Raw genomic sequence first — 19,520 nt, forward strand, 5'->3', positions numbered from 1 at the left:
GTTAAAGTCAGTACTGTTTACAGCGCGTCAGTTTTTTCCGCGACCCGCTTCAGTTCATACAGCTGAAATTCAGCCTCCGTAAACGCATTCCAGTCGTCGTTGCTCAGCACACGCTCACCACCGCAGAGCAGCTGCAGCAGCAGGGAATCAAACGCGTCACCACGCACCGGCGTTTTCAGTACCGGCTGAGGCGCGGTCAGCGTCGGCTGCTCAGGCAGGCCGAGATGTCGCTCAATCCAGCGTAACGGTAACGCCCAGCTGCGGCCTTCGTCAGAAGAATGTATCCGAAAGCTGCCCGGACACAGGTTATGCAGCAGGACCATCACAATGCGTGCAAAGAAATCGCAGGGCTGATGCTGAAAATCCAGCTCCTGGATACTCAGCGTATTGCGGTTGCGCTCACGCTCAATCGTCATGTTGACCGGCCAGACACTGCCGCCTGTGTCGCCACAAAACGCCATGACATCAGCAACCGGAAAGAGGTCAGCCGCGCGATTAAGCGACGGCAGATACGTATTCCCCGGACGCAGACGCACCGGCAGTTGCCAGAAAGTTTCTGTGACGGCCAGAACGAAAGCATGCCAGTGTCGCAACGGAACCGTGCTGACGTGCTCGATGGTGTAGACAACCGACATGGAAGCCGGCGAAGAAAACAGGTTTTTCATCGATAAATCCTCCGCGAATAAAAAAGGGGGGATTTATCCCCCGGACGGGAGTAAATCCCCGTCAGGGTGTGTTCTTTCTGCTGGTTACATCCGTTCGAGAGCCGCTATAGCCCGATCACACCGGGCATCCTGGATACCTTCATCCACGGCCTTCTCCCAGAAGGGCCGGTTAATTTCTTTTCCCAGCTCGTCCAGCGTGAAGAGCAAATTTTTAGACGTATCAGGCAAAGGCGGAATATCGCCTTCCCCGAGTAAAAAGACAAACCAGCCATAAGCTGTGCCGGTGCCAATGATGGAATCTTCCAGAAACGTCAGTTCATTCGGTTCATCCCGGTCCGTATGAAGATCGAGACGCTGGAATGCCCTTATGCTCAGAAGTTCACTCTCAAGCAGGCAAAGCCAGCTGAGCGTGTCCAGTGGAGTTTTAAGCGTATAAACGTCTGTGTGCATGGGTATATCCTCAGGTAAATAACGGGATATTCCCTCCGACGGAGAGATATCCCCGTCAGGGTCCACAACATTTTTTGACCGGCGTTCATCAACCGATCAGTTCAGTGCATATGAATCAGATTGCTCCTGATACACATATTCAGGATTAAAGCGCAGGCTTTTCAACGCAGCTACCGACAGTGGATCTACGGAATTTATGCCCGAAACGGCCACGCCATCCAGTATGTCGCCAGCCTCCACCCGGGGAGAATATCCGTAATACTGACACCATACACAGAGTTCGGGGTCAGCCGGATCACAATCACCGAGCGGTGCGACAAAAACCTGTTCGCCACAGGAGACGTTATCTCTGAGGATTTCGCCCGGATGAAAACACCACTTACGGGGCCATACTGAGCGGGACATACATCCCGTCGCGTCTCAGACATCGACAGAATACGGAAAGTGACATCGTGCAGTGCTTCAGTCATGAGAATGCCCTCCGGAAAGAAAACGGTAGCGCAGGTGTGCCAGATGCTGTGCCTGACGGCAAGCATGGCGGTATGCGTTTCGACGACCTGTTATTCCCTCAGGAAAGGAAACCGGCAGGCGGTGAAAAACATACTCGGCGCGGTGGCAACCTGTACGAACGGTAAGAAAGACGTTAACGCCCTGGTCTTTGACAGAAGTGATGTGCGCACGGACGGCATAATTGCCCGAACCGTTGACATACCAGCTGCTGTTGCGATGCAGATAAATGAAAGATTTCAATCTCCGGACAGCTGCGTCAGCAGACTGCTGAAGCTGAGTAAGGAGATGTTCAGGGAAAACCGCAAAAGAGATGACAGACATGGTGTTTCTCCATAAAAAAAGGAAACACCTGCCCGACCGGGAAGTGTTTCCCGTCGGGGAGTCAGAAAAAACAACATTCTGACTGTCTGATAAGTTGAAATGACCTCAATCACTGTTCAGCGATATCCGTTTCCAGAGGTTAAACGGATTTACCACCCGAAGGTATCCTCTCTCAGGCTGCGAGGATTTTCCGGTCACCCGAAGGTGTTTCTCTCAGACCGGTGAAACGTTAGCTGCTAGTCACCCGAAGGCGCTCCTCTCAGACTGCCGGAGCATTAGCTGGTTGCATGTAGCAACAAGTAAGCCTGTCTATTTTCAGAGCAAATAGTGAACATGTCAACTGACGAACTGGCACAATATTGTCATTAACTTTTTTTAATAACAGTCCCTAGCCTACGGCTAAGATTATTTATACATTTTCGCTGACTTATATCCTAACTAAGGAAGGTGCGAATAAGCAGGTCATTTCTTCCCAAGCTGACTCGCTGATTAAAATTTCGCGGATCTGGGCCGATTTTTTTCCCGCAAACACATCGAATCAGCCTATTTAGGCTATTTTTTCCACCATTTCTGGCGTTATTTCCGGTTTTTACTGAGATCTCTCCCACTGACGTATCATTTGGTCCACCCGAAACAGGTTGGCCAGGGTGAATAACATCGCCAGTTGGTTATCGTTTTTCAGCAGCCCCTTGTATCTGGCTTTCACGAAGCCGAACTGCCGCTTGATGATGCGAAACGGGTGCTCCCCCCTGGCACGGATGCTGGCTTTCATGTATTCGATGTTGATGGCCGTTTTGTTCTTGCGCGGATGCTGCTTCAAGGTTTTTACCCTGCCGGGACGCTCGGCGATCAGCCAGTCCACATCCACCTCGGCCAGCTCCTCGCGCTGTGGCGCTCCTTGGTAGCCGGCATCGGCTGAGACAAATTGCTCCTCTCCATGAAGCAGATTACCCAGCTGATTGAGGTCATGCTCGTTGGCCGCGGTGGTGACTAGGCTGTGGGTCAGGCCACTCTTGGCATCGACACCAATGTGGGCCTTCATGCCAAAGTGCCACTGATTGCCTTTCTTGGTCTGATGCATCTCCGGATCGCGTTGCTGCTCTTTGTTCTTGGTAGAGCTGGGTGCCTCAATGATGGTGGCATCCACCAAAGTGCCTTGGGTCATCATGACGCCTGCTTCGGCCAGCCAGCGATTGATGGTCTTGAACAATTGACGGGCCAGTTGATGCTGCTCGAGCAGGTGGCGGAAATTCATGATGGTGGTGCGATCCGGCAGGGCGCTATCCAGGGATAATCGGGCAAACAGGCGCATGGAGGCGATTTCGTACAGGGCATCTTCCATGGCACCGTCGCTCAGGTTGTACCAATGCTGCATGCAGTGAATACGCAGCATGGTCTCCAGCGGATAGGGCCGTCGGCCATTGCCCGCCTTGGGATAAAACGGCTCGATGACAGCGGTCATATTCTGCCATGGCAGAATCTGCTCCATGCGGGAGAGGAAAATCTCTTTTCGGGTCTGACGGCGCTTAGTGCTGAATTCACTATCGGCGAAGGTGAGTTGATGGCTCATGATGTCCCTCTGGGATGCGCTCCGGATGAATATGATGATCTCATATCAGGAACTTGTTCGCACCTTCCATAATGCCCGATGACTTTGTCATGCAGCTCCACCGATTTTGAGAACGACAGCGACTTCCGTCCCAGCCGTGCCAGGTGCTGCCTCAGATTCAGGTTATGCCGCTCAATTCGCTGCGTATATCGCTTGCTGATTACGTGCAGCTTTCCCTTCAGGCGGGATTCATACAGCGGCCAGCCATCCGTCATCCATATCACCACGTCAAAGGGTGACAGCAGGCTCATAAGACGCCCCAGCGTCGCCATAGTGCGTTCACCGAATACGTGCGCAACAACCGTCTTCCGGAGCCTGTCATACGCGTAAAACAGCCAGCGCTGGCGCGATTTAGCCCCGACGTATCCCCACTGTTCGTCCATTTCCGCGCAGACGATGACGTCACTGCCCGGCTGTATGCGCGAGGTTACCGACTGCGGCCTGAGTTTTTTAAATGGCGGAAAATCGTGTTGAGGCCAACGCCCATAATGCGGGCGGTTGCCCGGCATCCAACGCCATTCATGGCCATATCAATGATTTTCTGGTGCGTACCGGGTTGAGAAGCGGTGTAAGTGAACTGCAGTTGCCATGTTTTACGGCAGTGAGAGCAGAGATAGCGCTGATGTCCGGCAGTGCTTTTGCCGTTACGCACCACCCCGTCAGTAGCTGAACAGGAGGGACAGCTGATAGAAACAGAAGCCACTGGAGCACCTCAAAAACACCATCATACACTAAATCAGTAAGTTGGCAGCATCACCCGTTGGTCAGATGAATGCCATTCCCTTGACAGTTGAAAATTTATGAGAGAGTTAAAAAAACGCTCCCGGACGGGAGCGTAAGCCAGTGACTTCGGCGTCAAATGAGGGTCTAACAAGTGGAGCTGCGGGTTAATTCTGGGTGATCTGGCTGCGATGCTTTTCAGCCTGCTGCTGATGAATAACGGAAGATTGACCATTATTCGCCTTCTCATGCACAACAGCGGCTTTCTCATGCTCGTTCATTTCGGAAAATGATTTTGCTGTTTCGTTAGAAGCTGCTGGCTTGGATTTCATCATTTTTTTATGCATTTCAGCCATGTCCTGATGGGCAGCAGAATTGCCGTTTTGCATCATTTCATGGGACATTGCGGCCTGATCGTGACCGCTCATATCCATCATTTTCATGCTCTCCCCCTGAACTGCACTTTTTTCAGCGGATGATTGCATCTGATGGGCAGGCGCCTGGGCATTATTTACCTGGTCATGCATGTTCATTGTCTCTGCAGCCCAGGCAGATGAAGCGACAGCCATCATGGCAATAAAGGATACAAGGATCTTTTTCATGGTTGGGTCTCCGGTGTTTTCATACCCGAACAATCAATGCTTATAACAGAGAAAGCATTTGATCTCAGGGCTGGTTGATCATCATGCTAGGAACCGGGCGATTGAATTATCACGCTGTCCTGATTTATGGCTGATTATAAAAAACCGCCTCTGTTTATCGCGTGACTGAACGATGACATTTTTGTCACCTTCCGGGTTTCTCCTGAATAACGGTATTAATCCATTAACAGACGCACACTGAACACAATTTCCCGCCCCTGCTGTTCTGCTGACAGCTCGCCGCCGTGAGCATGAATGATCGACCTTGTAATTGATAATCCCAGCCCCGCGCCTTCCGTGTTGTAGAACCTTGATGAGTCTGCGCGATAGAACCGGTCAAACAAACGTTCCAGATTAGCGGGAACCTGGCCGGATATCGTATTCGTAATCATCACGTTCACACAGTCACTGTCACGCTCAAGGTGTATCGCTGTACAGGTGTTATCGGGAGAATACTTGATTGCATTGGAAAGCAGGTTACTGAAAGCACGTCGGAGCATATCGCTGTCTCCGGCAACAACGCCCTCTCCTTCAACCGTGATTGTCTTTCCTGTTTCGTCTGCCAGGGGCTCGAACAACTCACGTAATTCATTCAGTTCGGCTGCCAGATCCACATCATGTTTATCCAGCCGCAGCAGACCATGCTCTGAACGTGCCAGAAAAAGCATGTCACTGGTCATTCGTGACAACCTTTTCAGTTCTTCCAGGTTAGCGAATAAAATTTCGCGGTAATGCGAAACATCCCTTTCCTTAGCCAGTGCAAACTGCGTCTGCATCATCAGATTACTGACTGGTGTGCGCAGCTCATGCGCGATGTCAGACGAGAAATCTGACAGTTTCCGGAATGCCCCCTCCAGGCGATCAAACATATTATTGAACTCCTGCATGGTCTCAGAGATTTCCGGCGGAGCCAGATCGGGATTTAGACGCTGATCCAGGCTGTGTACGGTCATGGAGGAAGCCAGACTGGTCATTTCCCGTAGCGGTTTCAGACCAATACGTGTGGTCAGCCAGCCCAGAAAAACAGAAATAAAGACCAGACCGATATTGAACCAGAACAGCCAGGTACTGAGTTTGTCCATAAACAGGGTGTGATACCCAGTATCCGTGGCAACCGTAATGATGACATGTTTGCTTTTACCCTGTTCCGGCGTCACGGCAACCCGCCGCGAGATACTGCGGTACACGGTGTTATTTTCTTCCGTCTGGATCATATAGTCGAGAATATCACCCGACTTATTAAGCAGGACCGCTGGAACAACAGAATTTTTGGCATAGAGTTCAACAATTTTTTCATTTTCCATGTTTTTTATAGAAATGAATAAGCCATTGTGCCCCACCATCGCATCGTTTATTTTTTCTGATAATGACTTAATATCCGTTTTGTTCCTGAACGTCTCTGTTTTAAGAAACTCTTCGGTGAGCTGAAGTTTACCTGTCAGAAAATCGCGGTCCTGATTATCGAAATAGCCATTAAGGGTGCTAATCAGGATAAAACTTGATAACCACCATACCGTAAGCATCACCGCAGAAAAAATCAGGCTCAGGCGTGTGGTCAGGGAAATTTTGAACCTCACTCTTCTCTGATCTCCAGGACATATCCGGCACCGCGAACGGTATGGATCAGTTTTGGCTCAAAGTCATCATCAATTTTACTTCTCAGACGTCTCACGGCGACATCAATCACATTCGTATCACTGTCAAAATTCATGTTCCAGACCAGGGACGAGATAAGACTCCTGGGTAACACTTCTCCGGTGCGTTGCAGCAGCAACTCAAGCAGAACGTATTCTTTACCGGTGAGATGGATCTTCTTCCCCGAACGGATCACGGTCCGGCGCACCATATCAACGGTCATATCGGCGATGGTGCAGACTGTTGCGGCCTGCGAGCGTGCCCGGCGCAGTAGGGTTCTTACACGTGCAACCAGCTCCGTAAAATCAAAGGGCTTAATCAGGTAGTCATCTGCGCCAAGCTCCAGTCCTTTCACTTTGTCCCGCACGTTGTCCTTTGCGGTTAAAAACAGGACCGGTTCTTCGTGCCCGGACTCCCTCAGTGCGCTGATGATTTGCCACCCGTCGAGGAAAGGCAGCATCACGTCCAGTATTATCAAATCATACTGTCCCTTCGACGCGGCCCCGAGACCATCGCGGCCATTATTAAAGAGATCGGCCTGATAGCCTTCCTCAACCAGTCCCTGCTGCAGGTAACGACCTGTTTTTTGTTCGTCTTCAACGATTAAAATACGCTGCATGGTCAACTCGCTGATATGAAAGTAAAAATCTCACGCATGAGCTTTGGCTGTCCCCTAGCTGACCTGAGACGGAGCAAGCATTCCGAGCCACGCTACGGCGCCCAGAATGATAATCGCAACAACGAATTCTGTCAGGATGCTGTTTCGCATCAGGGCAACGCTGCGATCATAATTCCCTTCCCTGACCATAACTTCAAGCCGGGGACCCAGGTGAAACCGGTTTGCTGCAGCCAGAAGAAGCATCAGAACAAACAGAGCCGTCTTGGCAAGCAATATCCTCCCCCAGGAACTGTTGAATAAGGGAGTTAAGTTACCCTCAGCAATATACAGATAGTTGACCAGCGCACTCAGGATCAGGGCTACAACAATCACCGTTCCTGCCGTGGCAAATTTTGCCAGGGAGTCAGATATCACAATGACGCTCTGTGCATTATGCTCGTTTCTGCGCATCAGCAGGATAGCAAATGCAACCAGAGCACCTGTCCAGGCACCTGCAGCGCCGAGATGGGTCAGATCGCTCAGTAAATGGAGATAGTAATGCAGACCGTCATGCATAACGGCGTGTCCTCCCCAGGCAAGTGTAGCCAGCGCCACGCCCCCACTCATCGTCATCAGCAGGCAGGACAATACTCTCTTATTAGTGTAAAGGAACAAAGCACCGAGTGTGGTAAACAGGGCACAGAGCCTGACAATCCAGCTAATACCCACATCAGTTTCTTCTATCACCATCTCGATAACATGGATGGATAATTCTCTGAGGTCAGTTACTCCACTCATGGCATTAGATACCAGGAGCATATTAATGCCAGTAAGAATGATGCCTGTAACAACAGCAAAGGTTATAAACGACCTGAAATTAGTCAGGTTATAGGTTTCATGTCTGACACCGCTTATTCCATATATCTGAAAAAATGGCAATCCAAATATTACCATCAAATCCAGATAAAGAAGAAAACGAATAACAATCATAATCAGGTCGTTCATAATATTACTTCACTGTAAAGGTGTAATTACCGGTAATAGGGTGCGTATCTGAAGAAACCGCGCGCCAGTCAACACGATAAGTGCCAGCGGGTAAAGGCTCTCGCGGAATAATGACCATCGATTTAGGGTCAGCGCCTGGCGCCACTTTTGCCGCGACCGGCATCGGAGAATGTGATGACATGCCTTTCATACCCGTCATCGTTAATTTTGCACCTGAGAATTTCACGGTCAGATTTTCCGAGAAATTAAGCTGAATCTTTTCCGGGGCCGCTACGGCTGAATCAGCCTGTGGCACAGAGCTTTTTAATTCCGGATGGGCCATAGCAGAGAAAGCAACGCCCATAACGAGGCCACCTGTAAGAATGGCTTTATTTAAAATCGACATTTTATTTACCTGTTTAGTTGAGTGTTTTATATCAGTGCGTTAAAACCAGATTCTGGCTCCCGCCAGGAATACTACCTGATGGTCTTTCTCACCTTCTCTTTTCGCCATATCGGATGTTTTCCCGTAAAGTTGATTCCAGGAAACGCCTATATAGGGTGCAAACTCACGGCGTATTTCATAGCGCAGCCGGAGCCCCAGCTCTGTGTCAGTCAGTCCCCTGCCGCGACCCCGCGATTCATCATCCTGACTGTAGAAATTCACCTCATAGGATGGCTGGAGTATGAGCCGGTTAGTCAGTAAAACGTCGTATTCTCCTCCCAGACGAAGGGCTGCTTTTCCGCCATTACTGACAAAACCCGAAATTTCAGACTCAAAATTATAGAGTGCCAGCCCCTGAAAACCGACAGCAGCCCAGGTCCGGGCAGAAGCAGGTCTGAAATCCTGCCTGACACCCGCAACCAAATCCCACCATGGGCCAACCGCATGTCCCCAGAGTAACTGCGCTTCAGCCGCCTCCGTTTCCCCATTGCTTCGTTCACCTTCACTCTTTAGCCAAATCCGATCTGTGTCGCCTCCAATCCAGCTGTTAACACTCCAGCTGAAATTGTTGGTGTTATCCGACCGTTGCCATTCCAGTTGATCCAGCAGAACCAGATAATTAATCGCACTGTCGTGAATCGCATGCCCCTGTAAATTGCCGAATGCAGCCTTCCGGTCGGCATCGGTAACAGGCGGAATTGGCGTTCTGCTCTCAGTTACAATGGGCTCCATTGACGTCATCTCAGTGAAATTCTCATCTGCTGGCATCTGCATGGCAGACATGTCGTGCCCGGCGTGGGGATCTGCAGAGACGGAGCCCGCCGCAATAGAAAGCTGTGAGGTAAACAAACCGGCGACCAGAACAGGTATGGCCTTCAAATTTCTCTTCATTCGCATCATTCCTCCACCCGGACTTCACGAAACATTCCCATTTCCATGTGATAGAGCAAATGGCAGTGATACGCCCAGCGGCCAAGCGCATCTGCTGTCACTCTGTAACTGCGTTTTGTACCAGGGGGAACATCTATTGTGTGTTTACGAACCATGAAATTACCGTTTTCATCTTCCAGATCGCTCCACATACCATGCAGGTGAATGGGGTGAGTCATCATGGTATCGTTGATCAGCGTGATCCTGAGCCGCTCACCGTATTTCAGCAGCACCGGTGCGGCATCTGAAAACTTGATTCCGTTAAATGACCAGGCAAACTTTTCCATGTGGCCGGTTAAATGCAGTTCTATGGTACGGCCAGGTTCACGTCCGTCAGGATCCTCAAAGCGGCTTTTCAAATCCGCGTACGTGAGAACCTTTCTTCCGTTATTTCGAAGACCAATACCCGGATCATTTAATTTCGGAGAGACGCTCATCGCCTGCATATCAACCAGTGGGTTATCCGTTTCTGACGCAGGATGACTTTGCATACCCGGCATTCCGGCCATCCGGGAATGATCCATACCGGCCATGCTGCTGTGATCCATGGGCGCGGAGGATGTCCCGCTATCCGGAAGGTCAGCACCGTCCATAGACATCATCTCTCCGCTGTTATCCATGCCTCCCATCTGGCTGTGGTCCATTCCTGCCATATCATGTCCCATTCCCCCCATACCCATGTCTTCCATGGTCAACAGAGGACGGGGATCGAGGGGGGGAACGGCAGCACTTAACCCCTCTCTCGTGGCCAGTGTCCCTCGAGCGTAACCGGTCCTGTCCATGGATTGTGCGAAGATGGTATAGGCCTCACCCTGAGGCTCCACAATGACATCATAGGTTTCGGCAACGGCAATCCTGAATTCGTCAACGGTAACCGGGTTTACATACTGGCCATCTGCAGCCACGACCGTCATTTTCAGCCCGGGGATACGGATATCGAAATAGGTCATTGCCGAGCCGTTGATAAACCGTAAGCGTATCTTTTCACCGGGACGGAACAGTCCGGTCCAGTTTTTCAGCGGGGCCTGCCCGTTCATGAGATAGGTGTAGGTGTAGCCACTGACATCCGCGAGGTCAGTCGGATTCATTTTCATTTCAGCCCACATTTTCCGATCGGCAATGGTGGCTGACAGCCCCCTGGTATTCACGTCGCGGAAAAAAGAGCCAACGGTTGGTTTATTGAAATTGTAGTAATCCGACTGTTTTTTTAATTTTTTCAGCAGGCTGTGAGGATTTTCATCGGTCCAGTCAGACAACATGACCACATGCTCACGATCGTAAGCAAACGGTTCTGGCTCCCTGGCATCGATGATAATGGCACCGTATACCCCCTCCTGTTCCTGCAGACCGGAATGGCTGTGGTACCAGTAAGTCCCGTTCTGCTTAACCTTAAAGGTGTAAACGTAGGTATCATCAGGCTCTATGCCCATAAAACTCAGCCCCGGAACACCATCCATATTGGCCGGAAGAATAATGCCGTGCCAGTGAATGGACGTCTGTTCATTAAGACGGTTTTTGACCTTCAGGGTAATGGTGTCACCTTCTTTCCAGCGAAGAACGGGCCCCGGCAGGCCTCCATTGATTGTTTTGGCCTGACGCTCACTGCCCGTGATATTGACGGCCGTTTCACCAATGGTCAGGTCAAACTGAGTACCCTGCAGGGATGCGGCAACTGGCAGGCTCAGACTGGAACGCGCATTGAAACTCCATACGCCAAGACTTCCGGCTACGCCAGAGAGGGTTAACCCCTTCAGGAAAGTTCGTCGAGACGTTTTCAACAGCATGCGCATTCCCTTATTTAAAGTATGGTTACTGACAGAATTCGAGAACCGATTTAAATTAAATTACTGGTTCATCCACTACAATGAAATGAATCTAGCACACCTTAAGAAACAAATTCATTACAATCGTGTAATGTACATAGCTGTATTACATTTACGTCATCTTCCCCACAGGTTGATTATTTTTATATATGATCATAAGGACATCTTTTATGTACCTCAGAAGGTAATTACACATGAATATATTAATCACGACCACTGCGTTTACAGCTTTATTTTGTGGGGCAGCTTTTGCTCAGTCCAGTGATATTGCCCATGAAGCACATCGATTTGTTAATAATGCCTCAGCCGTCAGTCATGTGAATTCCTCGACGCATGAAAACTTACCGGACAGGGTTAATAAAAACAACACGCCCTCATTCTCTGAAATGAATGAACATGAAAGGGCCATTGTTGCTCATTCATTTATGAACAACAGCGCGTCCTATGCGCATCAGAAAATGATTGAGGAACATAAAAAAATGCTGTCCGGCAGTGATGCAAATTCAAAGACCTCGTCTTCTTCTTTTAACGAACTGAATGCCGGAGAAAAAGCCGCTCTCGTGCATGAGCAGGTCAATAATGCCGGTGCGGAAGCACATCAGACGCAGGCAAGAAAGCTTCGCGGGCTGTATTCGACCAGGTAACTGCAGGCGGGTTAGTGCTTAGCGTCAGGTGCGCAGCAGGGCTTTACTGACGGGTTACGTAGCAGGACATGAGCCCCATATTGCTCTGCCGTAACCTGTTTCAGTCCCGTTAATCATCACCGTCGGGCTGGTCATACAGTTCCCAGAGCTTCAGGAGCAAACGGGAAACAAGATATGTTACAAAAATGACGACCATCAACGGTGCTCCCGATTAACTGACAGATGACACGCCTCCTGAAAACCCCTAGCATACGCCGCAGTGTTCATGCTAACGGCGAATTCCAGTAAATGTATTCTACCGATGTCGTAAAAGAAAATGCCTACCTTTCAGCCACCCGCTCGGGGCTGGAATCGAACGAGATCGCTACTCTTCAGCGCTCCTTGCCTTCCCGGTTTAATCTGCGGCATTTGAAAAAAAATGAATCATTAAAACTCGTACTGCAAAAGAAAGCGGGAAAATCACGTGTCGTGGCCTATAAATTTACGTCCGGTTCATTTAATTACACGGCGTATCGTATATCAGATAAAAAGTTCTATAACCTTTCCGATACTTCCGGGAAAGGCAGTCTCGATTATCCGTTACCGGCCACAGCAAGACTCAGTTCGCCTTTCAATCCTGCAAGACTTAACCCGGTATCGGGAAAAGTGAGTCCCCATAATGGCATTGATTATTCCATGCCCATGAACACGAAAATAGTCAGCGTCATCGACGGAAAAATCACCCGGGCCGAATACAACAGTACCATGGGATATTTTGTTGAAGTAACGGGAAAAGCCGGTGTTAAAACTCGCTATCTCCACCTCAATAAAATACTCGTTACTAAAGGGGCCAGGGTTACCCGGGGAGACGCTATTGCGTTATCCGGTAACAGCGGACGTTCATCCGGTCCTCATCTGCATTACGAGCTGGTCATCAATAACAATCCTGTTAACTCACTGGCGTTCCGGGCAGCGGCACCCGCTGATAACAAACTTGAACAGCATGCCTTTGCGCATGCCAGAGACTACGAACGATACCTGGACTGATAACGGGGCCGCGACGCGGCCCCGTCTGCCGGATTAATTTTTTTTATCGTTTTCACTTCCTTGATGTTGATGATCTCCATGCCCTCCGTGGCCGTGGAAAAGATGCATTAGCGGGCAGACCAGCAATAACAGATATGGCCAGTAACCTGCCACATGTGACCAGTGTTCGCGCAGGAGGGCAAATGCCGCGATCGCGGCGACAGCAATAAGCGCATAGGTGGTACTTTTCATACTGGACTCCTTCTGTTCGTAACAGCCCCTTCACTCAGTGTTATTTCCCGAGCCTGACACTTTTCAGACGCAACGCATTCACAATGACGCTGACGGAGGAAAGAGCCATGGCCGCCGCCGCAATAACTGGCGACAGCAGTATTCCATACACAGGATAAAGCAGACCTGCAGCCACAGGCACGCCAAGTGCGTTGTAGATAAATGCAAAAAACAGATTCTGTCGGATATTTTTCATGGTGATTTCTGACAGATGACGGGCCCTGTTCAGTATCATCAAGTCGCCTTTGAGAAGGGTGACTCCGGCACTTTCAATTGCCACATCTGTACCCGTTCCCATGGCTATACCCACGTCAGCCGCTGCCAGCGCCGGGGCATCATTCACACCGTCTCCGGCCATCGCAACCACATGGCCAGACGCTTTCAGTCGGGTTATCACTGCTTTTTTGCCATCCGGCAGAATCCCGGCTTCAACCTCATCTATTCCCAGTTTCCGTGCGACTGCTTCAGCGGTAAGCTGGTTATCCCCGGTGAGCATAACGATGCGGATCCCCGCCTGACGCAAAGCTTTAAGCGCATCCGGCGTGGTTGCTTTCACGGGATCCGAGATAGCTATCAGGCCTGCAAGGTGCCCGTCTGTGGCCACATAGATAACGGTAGCGCCTTCCATCCGCAACGTATCCGCAACGGCCTTTTGATTATCAATAACGATACTGTTTTCCTGCATAGCCAGTTCATTACCAATAACAACCCGTTGACCTTCGACATCGCCTGAGACACCTTTACCCGACGGCGCATTGAAATGAGTGACTGCGGGTATTGCGATCCCCTTTTCCTGTGCTGCTTTAACTACTGCCATACCCAGCGGATGCTGCGAGCCTTTTTCCACTGCGGCCGTTACACGCAAAAGAGATGTTTCCCCACCCGGATTGAGACTGATAATCCCTGTCACCGTCGGCGAACCTTCCGTGAGCGTGCCTGTTTTGTCGACAACCAGCGTGTCCACTTTTTCAAGACGCTCAAGGGCTTCGGCATTCTTGATTAACACCCCGGCCTGGGCTCCTTTGCCCACCCCCACCATTATCGACATCGGCGTGGCCAGCCCCAGCGCGCAGGGACAGGCAATAATCAGGACCGACACAGCCGCAATGAGACCGTGCGCCATCCTGGGCTCGGGCCCCCAGACAGACCAGATCATGAAAGCAACAACCGCGATAAGTATCACCAGAGGAACAAACCAGCCTGAAACGCTGTCAGCCATTCTCTGGATGGGGGCCCGCGAACGCTGTGCATCAGCGACCATCTGAACAATTCGTGAGAGCATCGTTTCATCACCGACTTTCTCTGCACGGATGATAAGACTACCTGTCTGATTAATGGTCCCCCCGATGACAGGGTCACCCTCCGTTTTGGTAACAGGCATAGATTCCCCGGTCACCATCGATTCATCAACGGTTGTTTTGCCTTCGACCACGATACCGTCGACCGGAATACTCTCTCCAGGTCTGATGCGGAGCTTATCGCCAGGCAGGACATCTTCCGCATTAATATCCGTTTCATGACCGTCTTGATCCAGCCGCCTGGCGGTTTTGGGGGCAAGGTTAAGAAGCGCAGTAATGGCACCTGAGGTTTGTTCCCTTGCCCGCAATTCAAGGACCTGTCCCAGCAGAACAAGCACCGTAATAACAGCTGCGGCTTCAAAATAAATGGCCACCAGGCCATCCATGTTTCTGAACGATGCAGGAAACCAGGAGGGGAAGACGGTTGCAATGACGCTGTAAACCCAGGCTACGCCGGTCCCCATTGCAACAAGGGTAAACATATTCAGGGAGCGGTTACGTAACGACATTCCGGCCCGGGCGAAGAATGGCCAGCCACACCACAAAACGACAGGAGAGGCCAGAAGTAACTGCAGCCATGTGTTGTACTGTGGCGGTACTGTATTCCTCAAAGCGGGAAACAGATGAGAACCCATTTCGAGTATCAGAACCGGAAACGCCAGCAACAACCCCAGCCAGAAGCGTCTTGTCATGTCGCGAAGTTCATCACTCGTCCCCGTGGATGCCGTAGCTACGAGCGGCTCCAGTGCCATTCCACAGACAGGACAGCTTCCGGGACCACTACGGCGTATCTCCGGATGCATCGGACATGTCCACACACCTTCAGAAATCTCTTTCTCCGCCTGGCGGTGAGACTGTTTTATCTTATCAGGGCTGACTTCATGGTGGTCGTGGTGATGGTGATGTTCACTGGCATCTTCGGTAAAATAATGATCGGGATGGGCTTTAAATTTGCTCTCACAGCTGGCGGAGCAGAAATAAAGCTGATGGTCCTGGTATCGAATGCTGCTGTGCGCCTTGTCAGGCAGGATGACCATCCCGCACACGGGATCTCTCACCTTATGCAATGCGTGACTCTCGTCCGGGGATGATGTCTGCTCAGAAGCAGTCTGGTTGTTATGTTCCACTGCATTGTCATTTTTCACAGTAACTCTCCTTATGCATATCTGAAGCATTTTCTGTCTTCAGGATATGTCATGGATGCGATTACCACGAATGCCGCCGGCATAAGAGTGCCTGCTGCCGGCGTCCCGTTATCAGCCGTTCCGCTGACTATTCGATTCGCTGGAAGACTTTTTTACTGCCCTCCGGTGAGAATGCGATAACATCGTAAGCCTCTTTTCGGGCCCCCATCTCCATTCCCGGACTTCCTGCTGGCATACCGGGGGTGGCGAGACCGTATATACCCGAACCAGACTGCATGGCCTTATGTATCGTTGCCGCAGGCACATGGCCTTCAATGATCAAATTACCTACAACCGCGGTATGACAACTTCGTAGTCCAGCAGGAACAGCATGCTTTTCTTTCAGGGCTGACAGCGCCTGATCATTCATGACGTGAGTTCGCACTTCGAACCCGTCTTTTTCCATCGCTTTGCCCCACAGGGAACAACAGCCACAGTTTTCAGATTTGTACATATCAATGACTTTTTCACTCGCCATTGCAGGCAGTGACAGGCCGAGAGCCAGGGCCATTAGAACCACTTTTTTCATACTCACCTCTGTATATTATCGATATAAACCCTGACGTCAGGGTGAATCAGTGCAGAAGGACGCCCACTGGGGGCGCCCTTTCAGGGTTATGACACGCTTTTTTTATGTCTGCGCAGCCAGATTAATTTGTAGGCGGCAGGAATAATGAACAGGGACAGCAGCGGAGCCGTGATCATCCCACCAATCATTGGCGCAGCAATACGGCTCATGACTTCTGAACCTGCGCCGGTTCCCCAGAGTATTGGCAGCAGACCCGCAATGATCACCGCCACGGTCATGGCTTTCGGCCGGACACGCAGTACGGCACCATGATAGAGGGCTTCATCAAGACCTTCCGGTGTGAACGTCTCTTTACGGGACAATTCCGGGTGCGCTTCAATGGCATGACGCAGATACATCAGCATGACCACGCCAAACTCTGCTGCCACCCCGGCCAGGGCGATAAACCCGGTTCCGGTCGCCACTGACATATGGAAGCCCTGCCAGTACAGGAACCATATTCCGCCAACCAGGGCGAACGGCAGGCTCATCAGGATCAGCAGGGCTTCGTCAACCCGGCGGAATGCCAGATACAACAGGATGAAAATGATCATCACCGTCATCGGCACCATCAGCTTCAGTTTCTTGTTGGCATGCTCAAGCAGTTCAAACTGTCCGGAGAATGCCACACTGGTTCCCGGTCTCAGTTTCACTTTCTCGCTGATGGCCGTCTTAATGTCGTTAACCACCGACACCATGTCCCTGCCGCGGGCATCAACATAAATCCAGCTGGCTGGCCGGGCATTTTCGGTTTTCAGCATGGTTGGTCCAGAAACGACGTTAATATCCGCGACATCGCCCAGCGTGATCTGCTGCTTCATCGGGGTCAGGATCGGCATCTGTTTCAGCGCCTGCGGACTGTTCCGGTAATCCTGCGGGTAGCGAATGTTAATAGGGTACCGGGCCACCCCTTCAACCGTCTCACCCACCATAGCACCTCCGATTGCTGAAGAGACGAACAGCTGGACATCACCTACCGTCATCCCGTAGCGGGAGGCTTTCTCCCGGTTGATATCGATATCGATGTAGCGCCCGCCCTCAAGTCGCTCAGCCAGGACAGACACCACGCCAGGCACGGTTTTGGCTACCGCCTCGATACTCTGCGCCGTCGCGTCGATATCGGACAGAACAGTCCCGGACACTTTGATACCTATCGGGCTTTTGATCCCGGTTGAGAGCATATCAATACGGTTACGGATAGGCGGCACCCAGAGGTTTGCCAGACCCGGTAAACGGACTGTCCTGTCGAGTTCATCAATAATCTTGTCAATTGTCATGCCGGGACGCCACTGATCCTCAGGTTTGAGCTGGATCGTGGTTTCCACCATTTCGAGCGGCGCGGAATCCGTTGCGGTCTCTGCTTTACCGGTCTTGCCAAATACAGAAGCCACTTCAGGAACGCTTTTGATTAACTTGTCTGTTGTCTGCAGGAGCGCTGCAGCTTCTGCCGGAGAGACGCCAGGCAAGGTCGACGGCATATACAGCAGATCGCCCTCGTTAATCTTCGGCAGAAATTCACCGCCCACCTGACTCAGTGGCCAGATAACCGTGAAAATGGACAAGGCCGCAACCAGCAGGGTTGTTTTTGGCCAGTGGAGGACCCGCAGCAGCAAAGGATGATACGCTTTGATCAGCACCCGGTTCAGGGGGTTACTTGTCTCGGCAGGAATTTTCCCCCGGATCCAGAATCCCATCAGAATAGGAATGACGATGATGGCCAGTGCGGCCGCTCCCGCCATGGAGTACGTTTTCGTGAATGCCAGCGGGCCAAACAGACGACCTTCCTGCCCTTCCAGGGTAAAGATAGGAATAAAGGACAGGGTGATGATCAGCAGGCTAATGAACAACGCGGGTCCCACTTCCACGGAGGCGTCGGTAATCACCTTCCAGCGGGTGGCGTTGTCAATCTGCTCACCCGGATGCTGATGATCCCACTCCTCAAGCCGTTTGTGCGCATTTTCAATCATCACAATGGCGGCATCCACCATCGCACCGACGGCAATCGCTATCCCTCCCAGCGACATGATATTGGCGTTCAGTCCCTGGAAGTGCATGACGATAAAGGCGATACACAGGCCAAGCGGCAGAGAGATAATCGCCACCAGGGCAGAACGTACGTGCCACAGGAACAGAGCACAGACGATGGCCACCACGATAAACTCTTCCAGAAGTTTGGAACTGAGGTTATCAATCGCCCGGTCGATTAACTGGCTGCGATCGTAGGTGGTCACGATTTCAACGCCTTCCGGCAGGCTGGCCTTCAGCGTCTCCAGTTTATCCCTCACTGCCGTGATAACGTCGCGCGCATTTTTACCCGACCGCAGGATCACCACGCCGCCAGCGACTTCTCCCTGGCCGTTCAGCTCGGCAATACCACGCCTCATTTCGGGCCCGGTCTGCACGCGGGCAACATCCCGCAGATAAACCGGCACGCCGTTCTCACCTGTTTTCAGGACGATGTTATTAAAATCATCAATGCTCTGAAGATAACCGCTGGCACGGACCATATACTCCGCTTCGGCCATTTCAACGGATGAGCCACCGGCCTCCTGGTTAGACGATTCAAGTGCCTGTTTCACTTCGGGCAGGCTGATACCGTACTGGGACAGTTTTACCGGATTGACCTGAATCTGGTACTGTTTCACCACGCCGCCAACCGAAGCGACCTCAGCCACGTTCGGGATGGTTTTCAGCTCAAATTTCAGGAACCAGTCCTGCAGAGAGCGCAGTTCTGAAAGGTCGTGTTTTCCGTTGCGATCGACAAGGGCATATTCAAATATCCAGCCCACTCCCGTGGCGTCCGGGCCGATTTCAGAGCTCACACCCGCAGGCAGTTTGCCCTGAACCTGATTCAGGTATTCCAGCACGCGCGAACGGGCCCAGTACAGATCGGTGCCGTCTTCAAAAATGACATACACATACGAATCACCGAACTGTGAAAAGCCACGCACGGTTTTTGCGCCAGGTACGGACAGCATGGTGGTGGTAAGCGGATAGGTGACCTGGTTTTCTACAATCTGCGGGGCCTGTCCGGGATAGCTGGTTTTAATAATGACCTGCACATCTGACAGGTCAGGCAGCGCATCGACCGGCGTGTTAATTATCGTCCATGTGCCCCAGATGCTGAGAAACAGTGCGCCCATCATGACCAGGAAACGGTTGGCGACAGAGCGCCGGATAATCCATTCAATCATCGTCG

At 51.3% G+C, this 19,520-nt stretch carries 18 protein-coding genes; 2 read left to right on the forward strand and 16 right to left on the reverse strand.

The annotated features are described in order from the left end of the window. Positions 1-17: 17 nt before the first annotated feature. The 12 genes from CYR52_RS10135 to pcoA all read right to left on the reverse strand — a co-directional run bounded on the left by CYR52_RS10135 (position 18) and on the right by pcoA (position 11,292). On the reverse strand, positions 18-665 hold the full coding sequence (locus tag CYR52_RS10135; RefSeq protein WP_006781402.1) for a hypothetical protein: 648 nt from the start codon (positions 663-665) through the stop codon (positions 18-20). An 84-nt stretch (positions 666-749) separates the two neighbouring features. Further along, a complete protein-coding gene (locus CYR52_RS10140; RefSeq protein WP_006781400.1) occupies positions 750-1,115 on the reverse strand; it encodes a hypothetical protein in 366 nt (121 codons plus the stop codon). Between the two features lie 462 nt (positions 1,116-1,577). Continuing rightward, positions 1,578-1,946, reverse strand: coding sequence for a hypothetical protein (locus CYR52_RS22640; protein WP_154283625.1), 369 nt, complete (start codon positions 1,944-1,946; stop codon positions 1,578-1,580). A 589-nt stretch (positions 1,947-2,535) separates the two neighbouring features. Continuing rightward, the gene (locus CYR52_RS10160; protein WP_020899206.1) at positions 2,536-3,516 is read right to left on the reverse strand and encodes an IS5-like element ISKpn26 family transposase; all 981 of its coding nucleotides are present in this window, start codon (positions 3,514-3,516) and stop codon (positions 2,536-2,538) included. Beyond that, positions 3,513-4,258 (reverse strand): IS1-like element IS1B family transposase gene (locus CYR52_RS10165; RefSeq protein ID WP_223151193.1). Its coding sequence is split into 2 segments (ribosomal slippage): positions 3,513-4,009 and positions 4,009-4,258, totalling 747 coding nucleotides; the frame shifts between segments, so codons are not numbered across the junction. The genes CYR52_RS10160 and CYR52_RS10165 overlap by 4 nt, the downstream gene beginning before the upstream one ends. Positions 4,259-4,442: 184 nt before the next feature. After that, positions 4,443-4,877 carry a copper resistance system metallochaperone PcoE gene (gene pcoE, locus CYR52_RS10175; protein WP_004388336.1) on the reverse strand — a complete coding sequence of 145 codons (435 nt, stop codon included), beginning with the start codon at positions 4,875-4,877 and terminating at the stop codon, positions 4,443-4,445. A 215-nt stretch (positions 4,878-5,092) separates the two neighbouring features. Continuing rightward, positions 5,093-6,493: a copper resistance membrane spanning protein PcoS gene (gene pcoS, locus CYR52_RS10180; protein ID WP_006785898.1), complete on the reverse strand. Its 1,401-nt coding sequence runs from the start codon at positions 6,491-6,493 to the stop codon at positions 5,093-5,095. Continuing rightward, entirely contained in the window at positions 6,490-7,170 is a 681-nt protein-coding gene (gene pcoR, locus CYR52_RS10185; protein WP_001188930.1) for a copper response regulator transcription factor PcoR, read from the reverse strand. Before pcoR ends, pcoS begins: the two co-directional genes overlap by 4 nt. A 54-nt stretch (positions 7,171-7,224) precedes the next feature. Then, positions 7,225-8,103, reverse strand: a complete 879-nt coding sequence (gene pcoD / locus CYR52_RS10190; RefSeq protein WP_229692861.1) for a copper resistance inner membrane protein PcoD — start codon at positions 8,101-8,103, stop codon at positions 7,225-7,227. A gap of 55 nt (positions 8,104-8,158) precedes the next feature. Beyond that, the gene (gene pcoC, locus CYR52_RS10195; RefSeq protein ID WP_000025662.1) at positions 8,159-8,539 is read right to left on the reverse strand and encodes a copper resistance system metallochaperone PcoC; all 381 of its coding nucleotides are present in this window, start codon (positions 8,537-8,539) and stop codon (positions 8,159-8,161) included. A 39-nt stretch (positions 8,540-8,578) separates the two neighbouring features. Further along, positions 8,579-9,469 carry a copper resistance outer membrane transporter PcoB gene (gene pcoB, locus CYR52_RS10200; protein ID WP_006785895.1) on the reverse strand — a complete coding sequence of 297 codons (891 nt, stop codon included), beginning with the start codon at positions 9,467-9,469 and terminating at the stop codon, positions 8,579-8,581. 5 nt (positions 9,470-9,474) lie between these two features. After that, positions 9,475-11,292 (reverse strand): multicopper oxidase PcoA, encoded by a 1,818-nt coding sequence (gene pcoA / locus CYR52_RS10205; protein WP_000925242.1) that lies wholly within the window; start codon positions 11,290-11,292, stop codon positions 9,475-9,477. 233 nt (positions 11,293-11,525) lie between these two features. Here pcoA and CYR52_RS10210 point away from each other — a divergent pair, with 233 nt between their 5' ends. Together CYR52_RS10210 and CYR52_RS10215 are read left to right on the forward strand one after the other, a co-directional pair. After that, positions 11,526-11,975, forward strand: a complete 450-nt coding sequence (locus CYR52_RS10210) for a copper resistance protein (RefSeq protein ID WP_001023257.1) — start codon at positions 11,526-11,528, stop codon at positions 11,973-11,975. Between the two features lie 288 nt (positions 11,976-12,263). Then, on the forward strand, positions 12,264-13,001 hold the full coding sequence (locus CYR52_RS10215) for a peptidoglycan DD-metalloendopeptidase family protein (RefSeq protein ID WP_004118669.1): 738 nt from the start codon (positions 12,264-12,266) through the stop codon (positions 12,999-13,001). A gap of 33 nt (positions 13,002-13,034) precedes the next feature. Here the strand turns inward: CYR52_RS10215 and CYR52_RS10220 are convergent, their stop codons facing one another. The 4 genes from CYR52_RS10220 to silA all read right to left on the reverse strand — a co-directional run bounded on the left by CYR52_RS10220 (position 13,035) and on the right by silA (position 19,515). Next, positions 13,035-13,232 carry a DUF2933 domain-containing protein gene (locus CYR52_RS10220; RefSeq protein ID WP_000843497.1) on the reverse strand — a complete coding sequence of 66 codons (198 nt, stop codon included), beginning with the start codon at positions 13,230-13,232 and terminating at the stop codon, positions 13,035-13,037. 40 nt (positions 13,233-13,272) lie between these two features. Beyond that, the gene (gene silP / locus CYR52_RS10225) at positions 13,273-15,744 is read right to left on the reverse strand and encodes an Ag(+)-translocating P-type ATPase SilP (protein ID WP_129244003.1); all 2,472 of its coding nucleotides are present in this window, start codon (positions 15,742-15,744) and stop codon (positions 13,273-13,275) included. Positions 15,745-15,841: 97 nt separating this feature from the next. Then, complete coding sequence (locus CYR52_RS10230) at positions 15,842-16,282, reverse strand: DUF411 domain-containing protein (protein ID WP_002436620.1); 441 nt, start codon at positions 16,280-16,282, stop codon at positions 15,842-15,844. Positions 16,283-16,368: 86 nt separating this feature from the next. Continuing rightward, positions 16,369-19,515, reverse strand: coding sequence for a Cu(+)/Ag(+) efflux RND transporter permease subunit SilA (gene silA, locus CYR52_RS10235; protein ID WP_000574021.1), 3,147 nt, complete (start codon positions 19,513-19,515; stop codon positions 16,369-16,371). Positions 19,516-19,520: the final 5 nt, after the last annotated feature.

Origin of the sequence: Chimaeribacter arupi, from assembly GCF_002858805.1 — a bacterium.
GTDB classification, from domain to species: Bacteria; Pseudomonadota; Gammaproteobacteria; order Enterobacterales; family Enterobacteriaceae; genus Chimaeribacter; species Chimaeribacter arupi.

Bases quoted from the DNA above. Each gene is read 5' to 3' on its own strand.
- CYR52_RS10135 (WP_006781402.1), bottom strand. From the start codon at position 665: ATGAAAAACCTGTTTTCTTCGCCGGCTTCCATGTCGGTTGTCTACACC.
- CYR52_RS10140 (WP_006781400.1), bottom strand. From the start codon at position 1,115: ATGCACACAGACGTTTATACGCTTAAAACTCCACTGGACACGCTCAGC.
- CYR52_RS22640 (WP_154283625.1), bottom strand. From the start codon at position 1,946: ATGTCTGTCATCTCTTTTGCGGTTTTCCCTGAACATCTCCTTACTCAG.
- CYR52_RS10160 (WP_020899206.1), bottom strand. From the start codon at position 3,516: ATGAGCCATCAACTCACCTTCGCCGATAGTGAATTCAGCACTAAGCGC.
- pcoE (WP_004388336.1), bottom strand. From the start codon at position 4,877: ATGAAAAAGATCCTTGTATCCTTTATTGCCATGATGGCTGTCGCTTCA.
- pcoR (WP_001188930.1), bottom strand. From the start codon at position 7,170: ATGCAGCGTATTTTAATCGTTGAAGACGAACAAAAAACAGGTCGTTAC.
- pcoD (WP_229692861.1), bottom strand. From the start codon at position 8,103: ATGGTAATATTTGGATTGCCATTTTTTCAGATATATGGAATAAGCGGT.
- pcoC (WP_000025662.1), bottom strand. From the start codon at position 8,539: ATGTCGATTTTAAATAAAGCCATTCTTACAGGTGGCCTCGTTATGGGC.
- pcoB (WP_006785895.1), bottom strand. From the start codon at position 9,469: ATGAAGAGAAATTTGAAGGCCATACCTGTTCTGGTCGCCGGTTTGTTT.
- pcoA (WP_000925242.1), bottom strand. From the start codon at position 11,292: ATGCTGTTGAAAACGTCTCGACGAACTTTCCTGAAGGGGTTAACCCTC.
- CYR52_RS10210 (WP_001023257.1), top strand. From the start codon at position 11,526: ATGAATATATTAATCACGACCACTGCGTTTACAGCTTTATTTTGTGGG.
- CYR52_RS10215 (WP_004118669.1), top strand. From the start codon at position 12,264: ATGTATTCTACCGATGTCGTAAAAGAAAATGCCTACCTTTCAGCCACC.
- CYR52_RS10220 (WP_000843497.1), bottom strand. From the start codon at position 13,232: ATGAAAAGTACCACCTATGCGCTTATTGCTGTCGCCGCGATCGCGGCA.
- silP (WP_129244003.1), bottom strand. From the start codon at position 15,744: ATGCTTCAGATATGCATAAGGAGAGTTACTGTGAAAAATGACAATGCA.
- CYR52_RS10230 (WP_002436620.1), bottom strand. From the start codon at position 16,282: ATGAAAAAAGTGGTTCTAATGGCCCTGGCTCTCGGCCTGTCACTGCCT.
- silA (WP_000574021.1), bottom strand. From the start codon at position 19,515: ATGATTGAATGGATTATCCGGCGCTCTGTCGCCAACCGTTTCCTGGTC.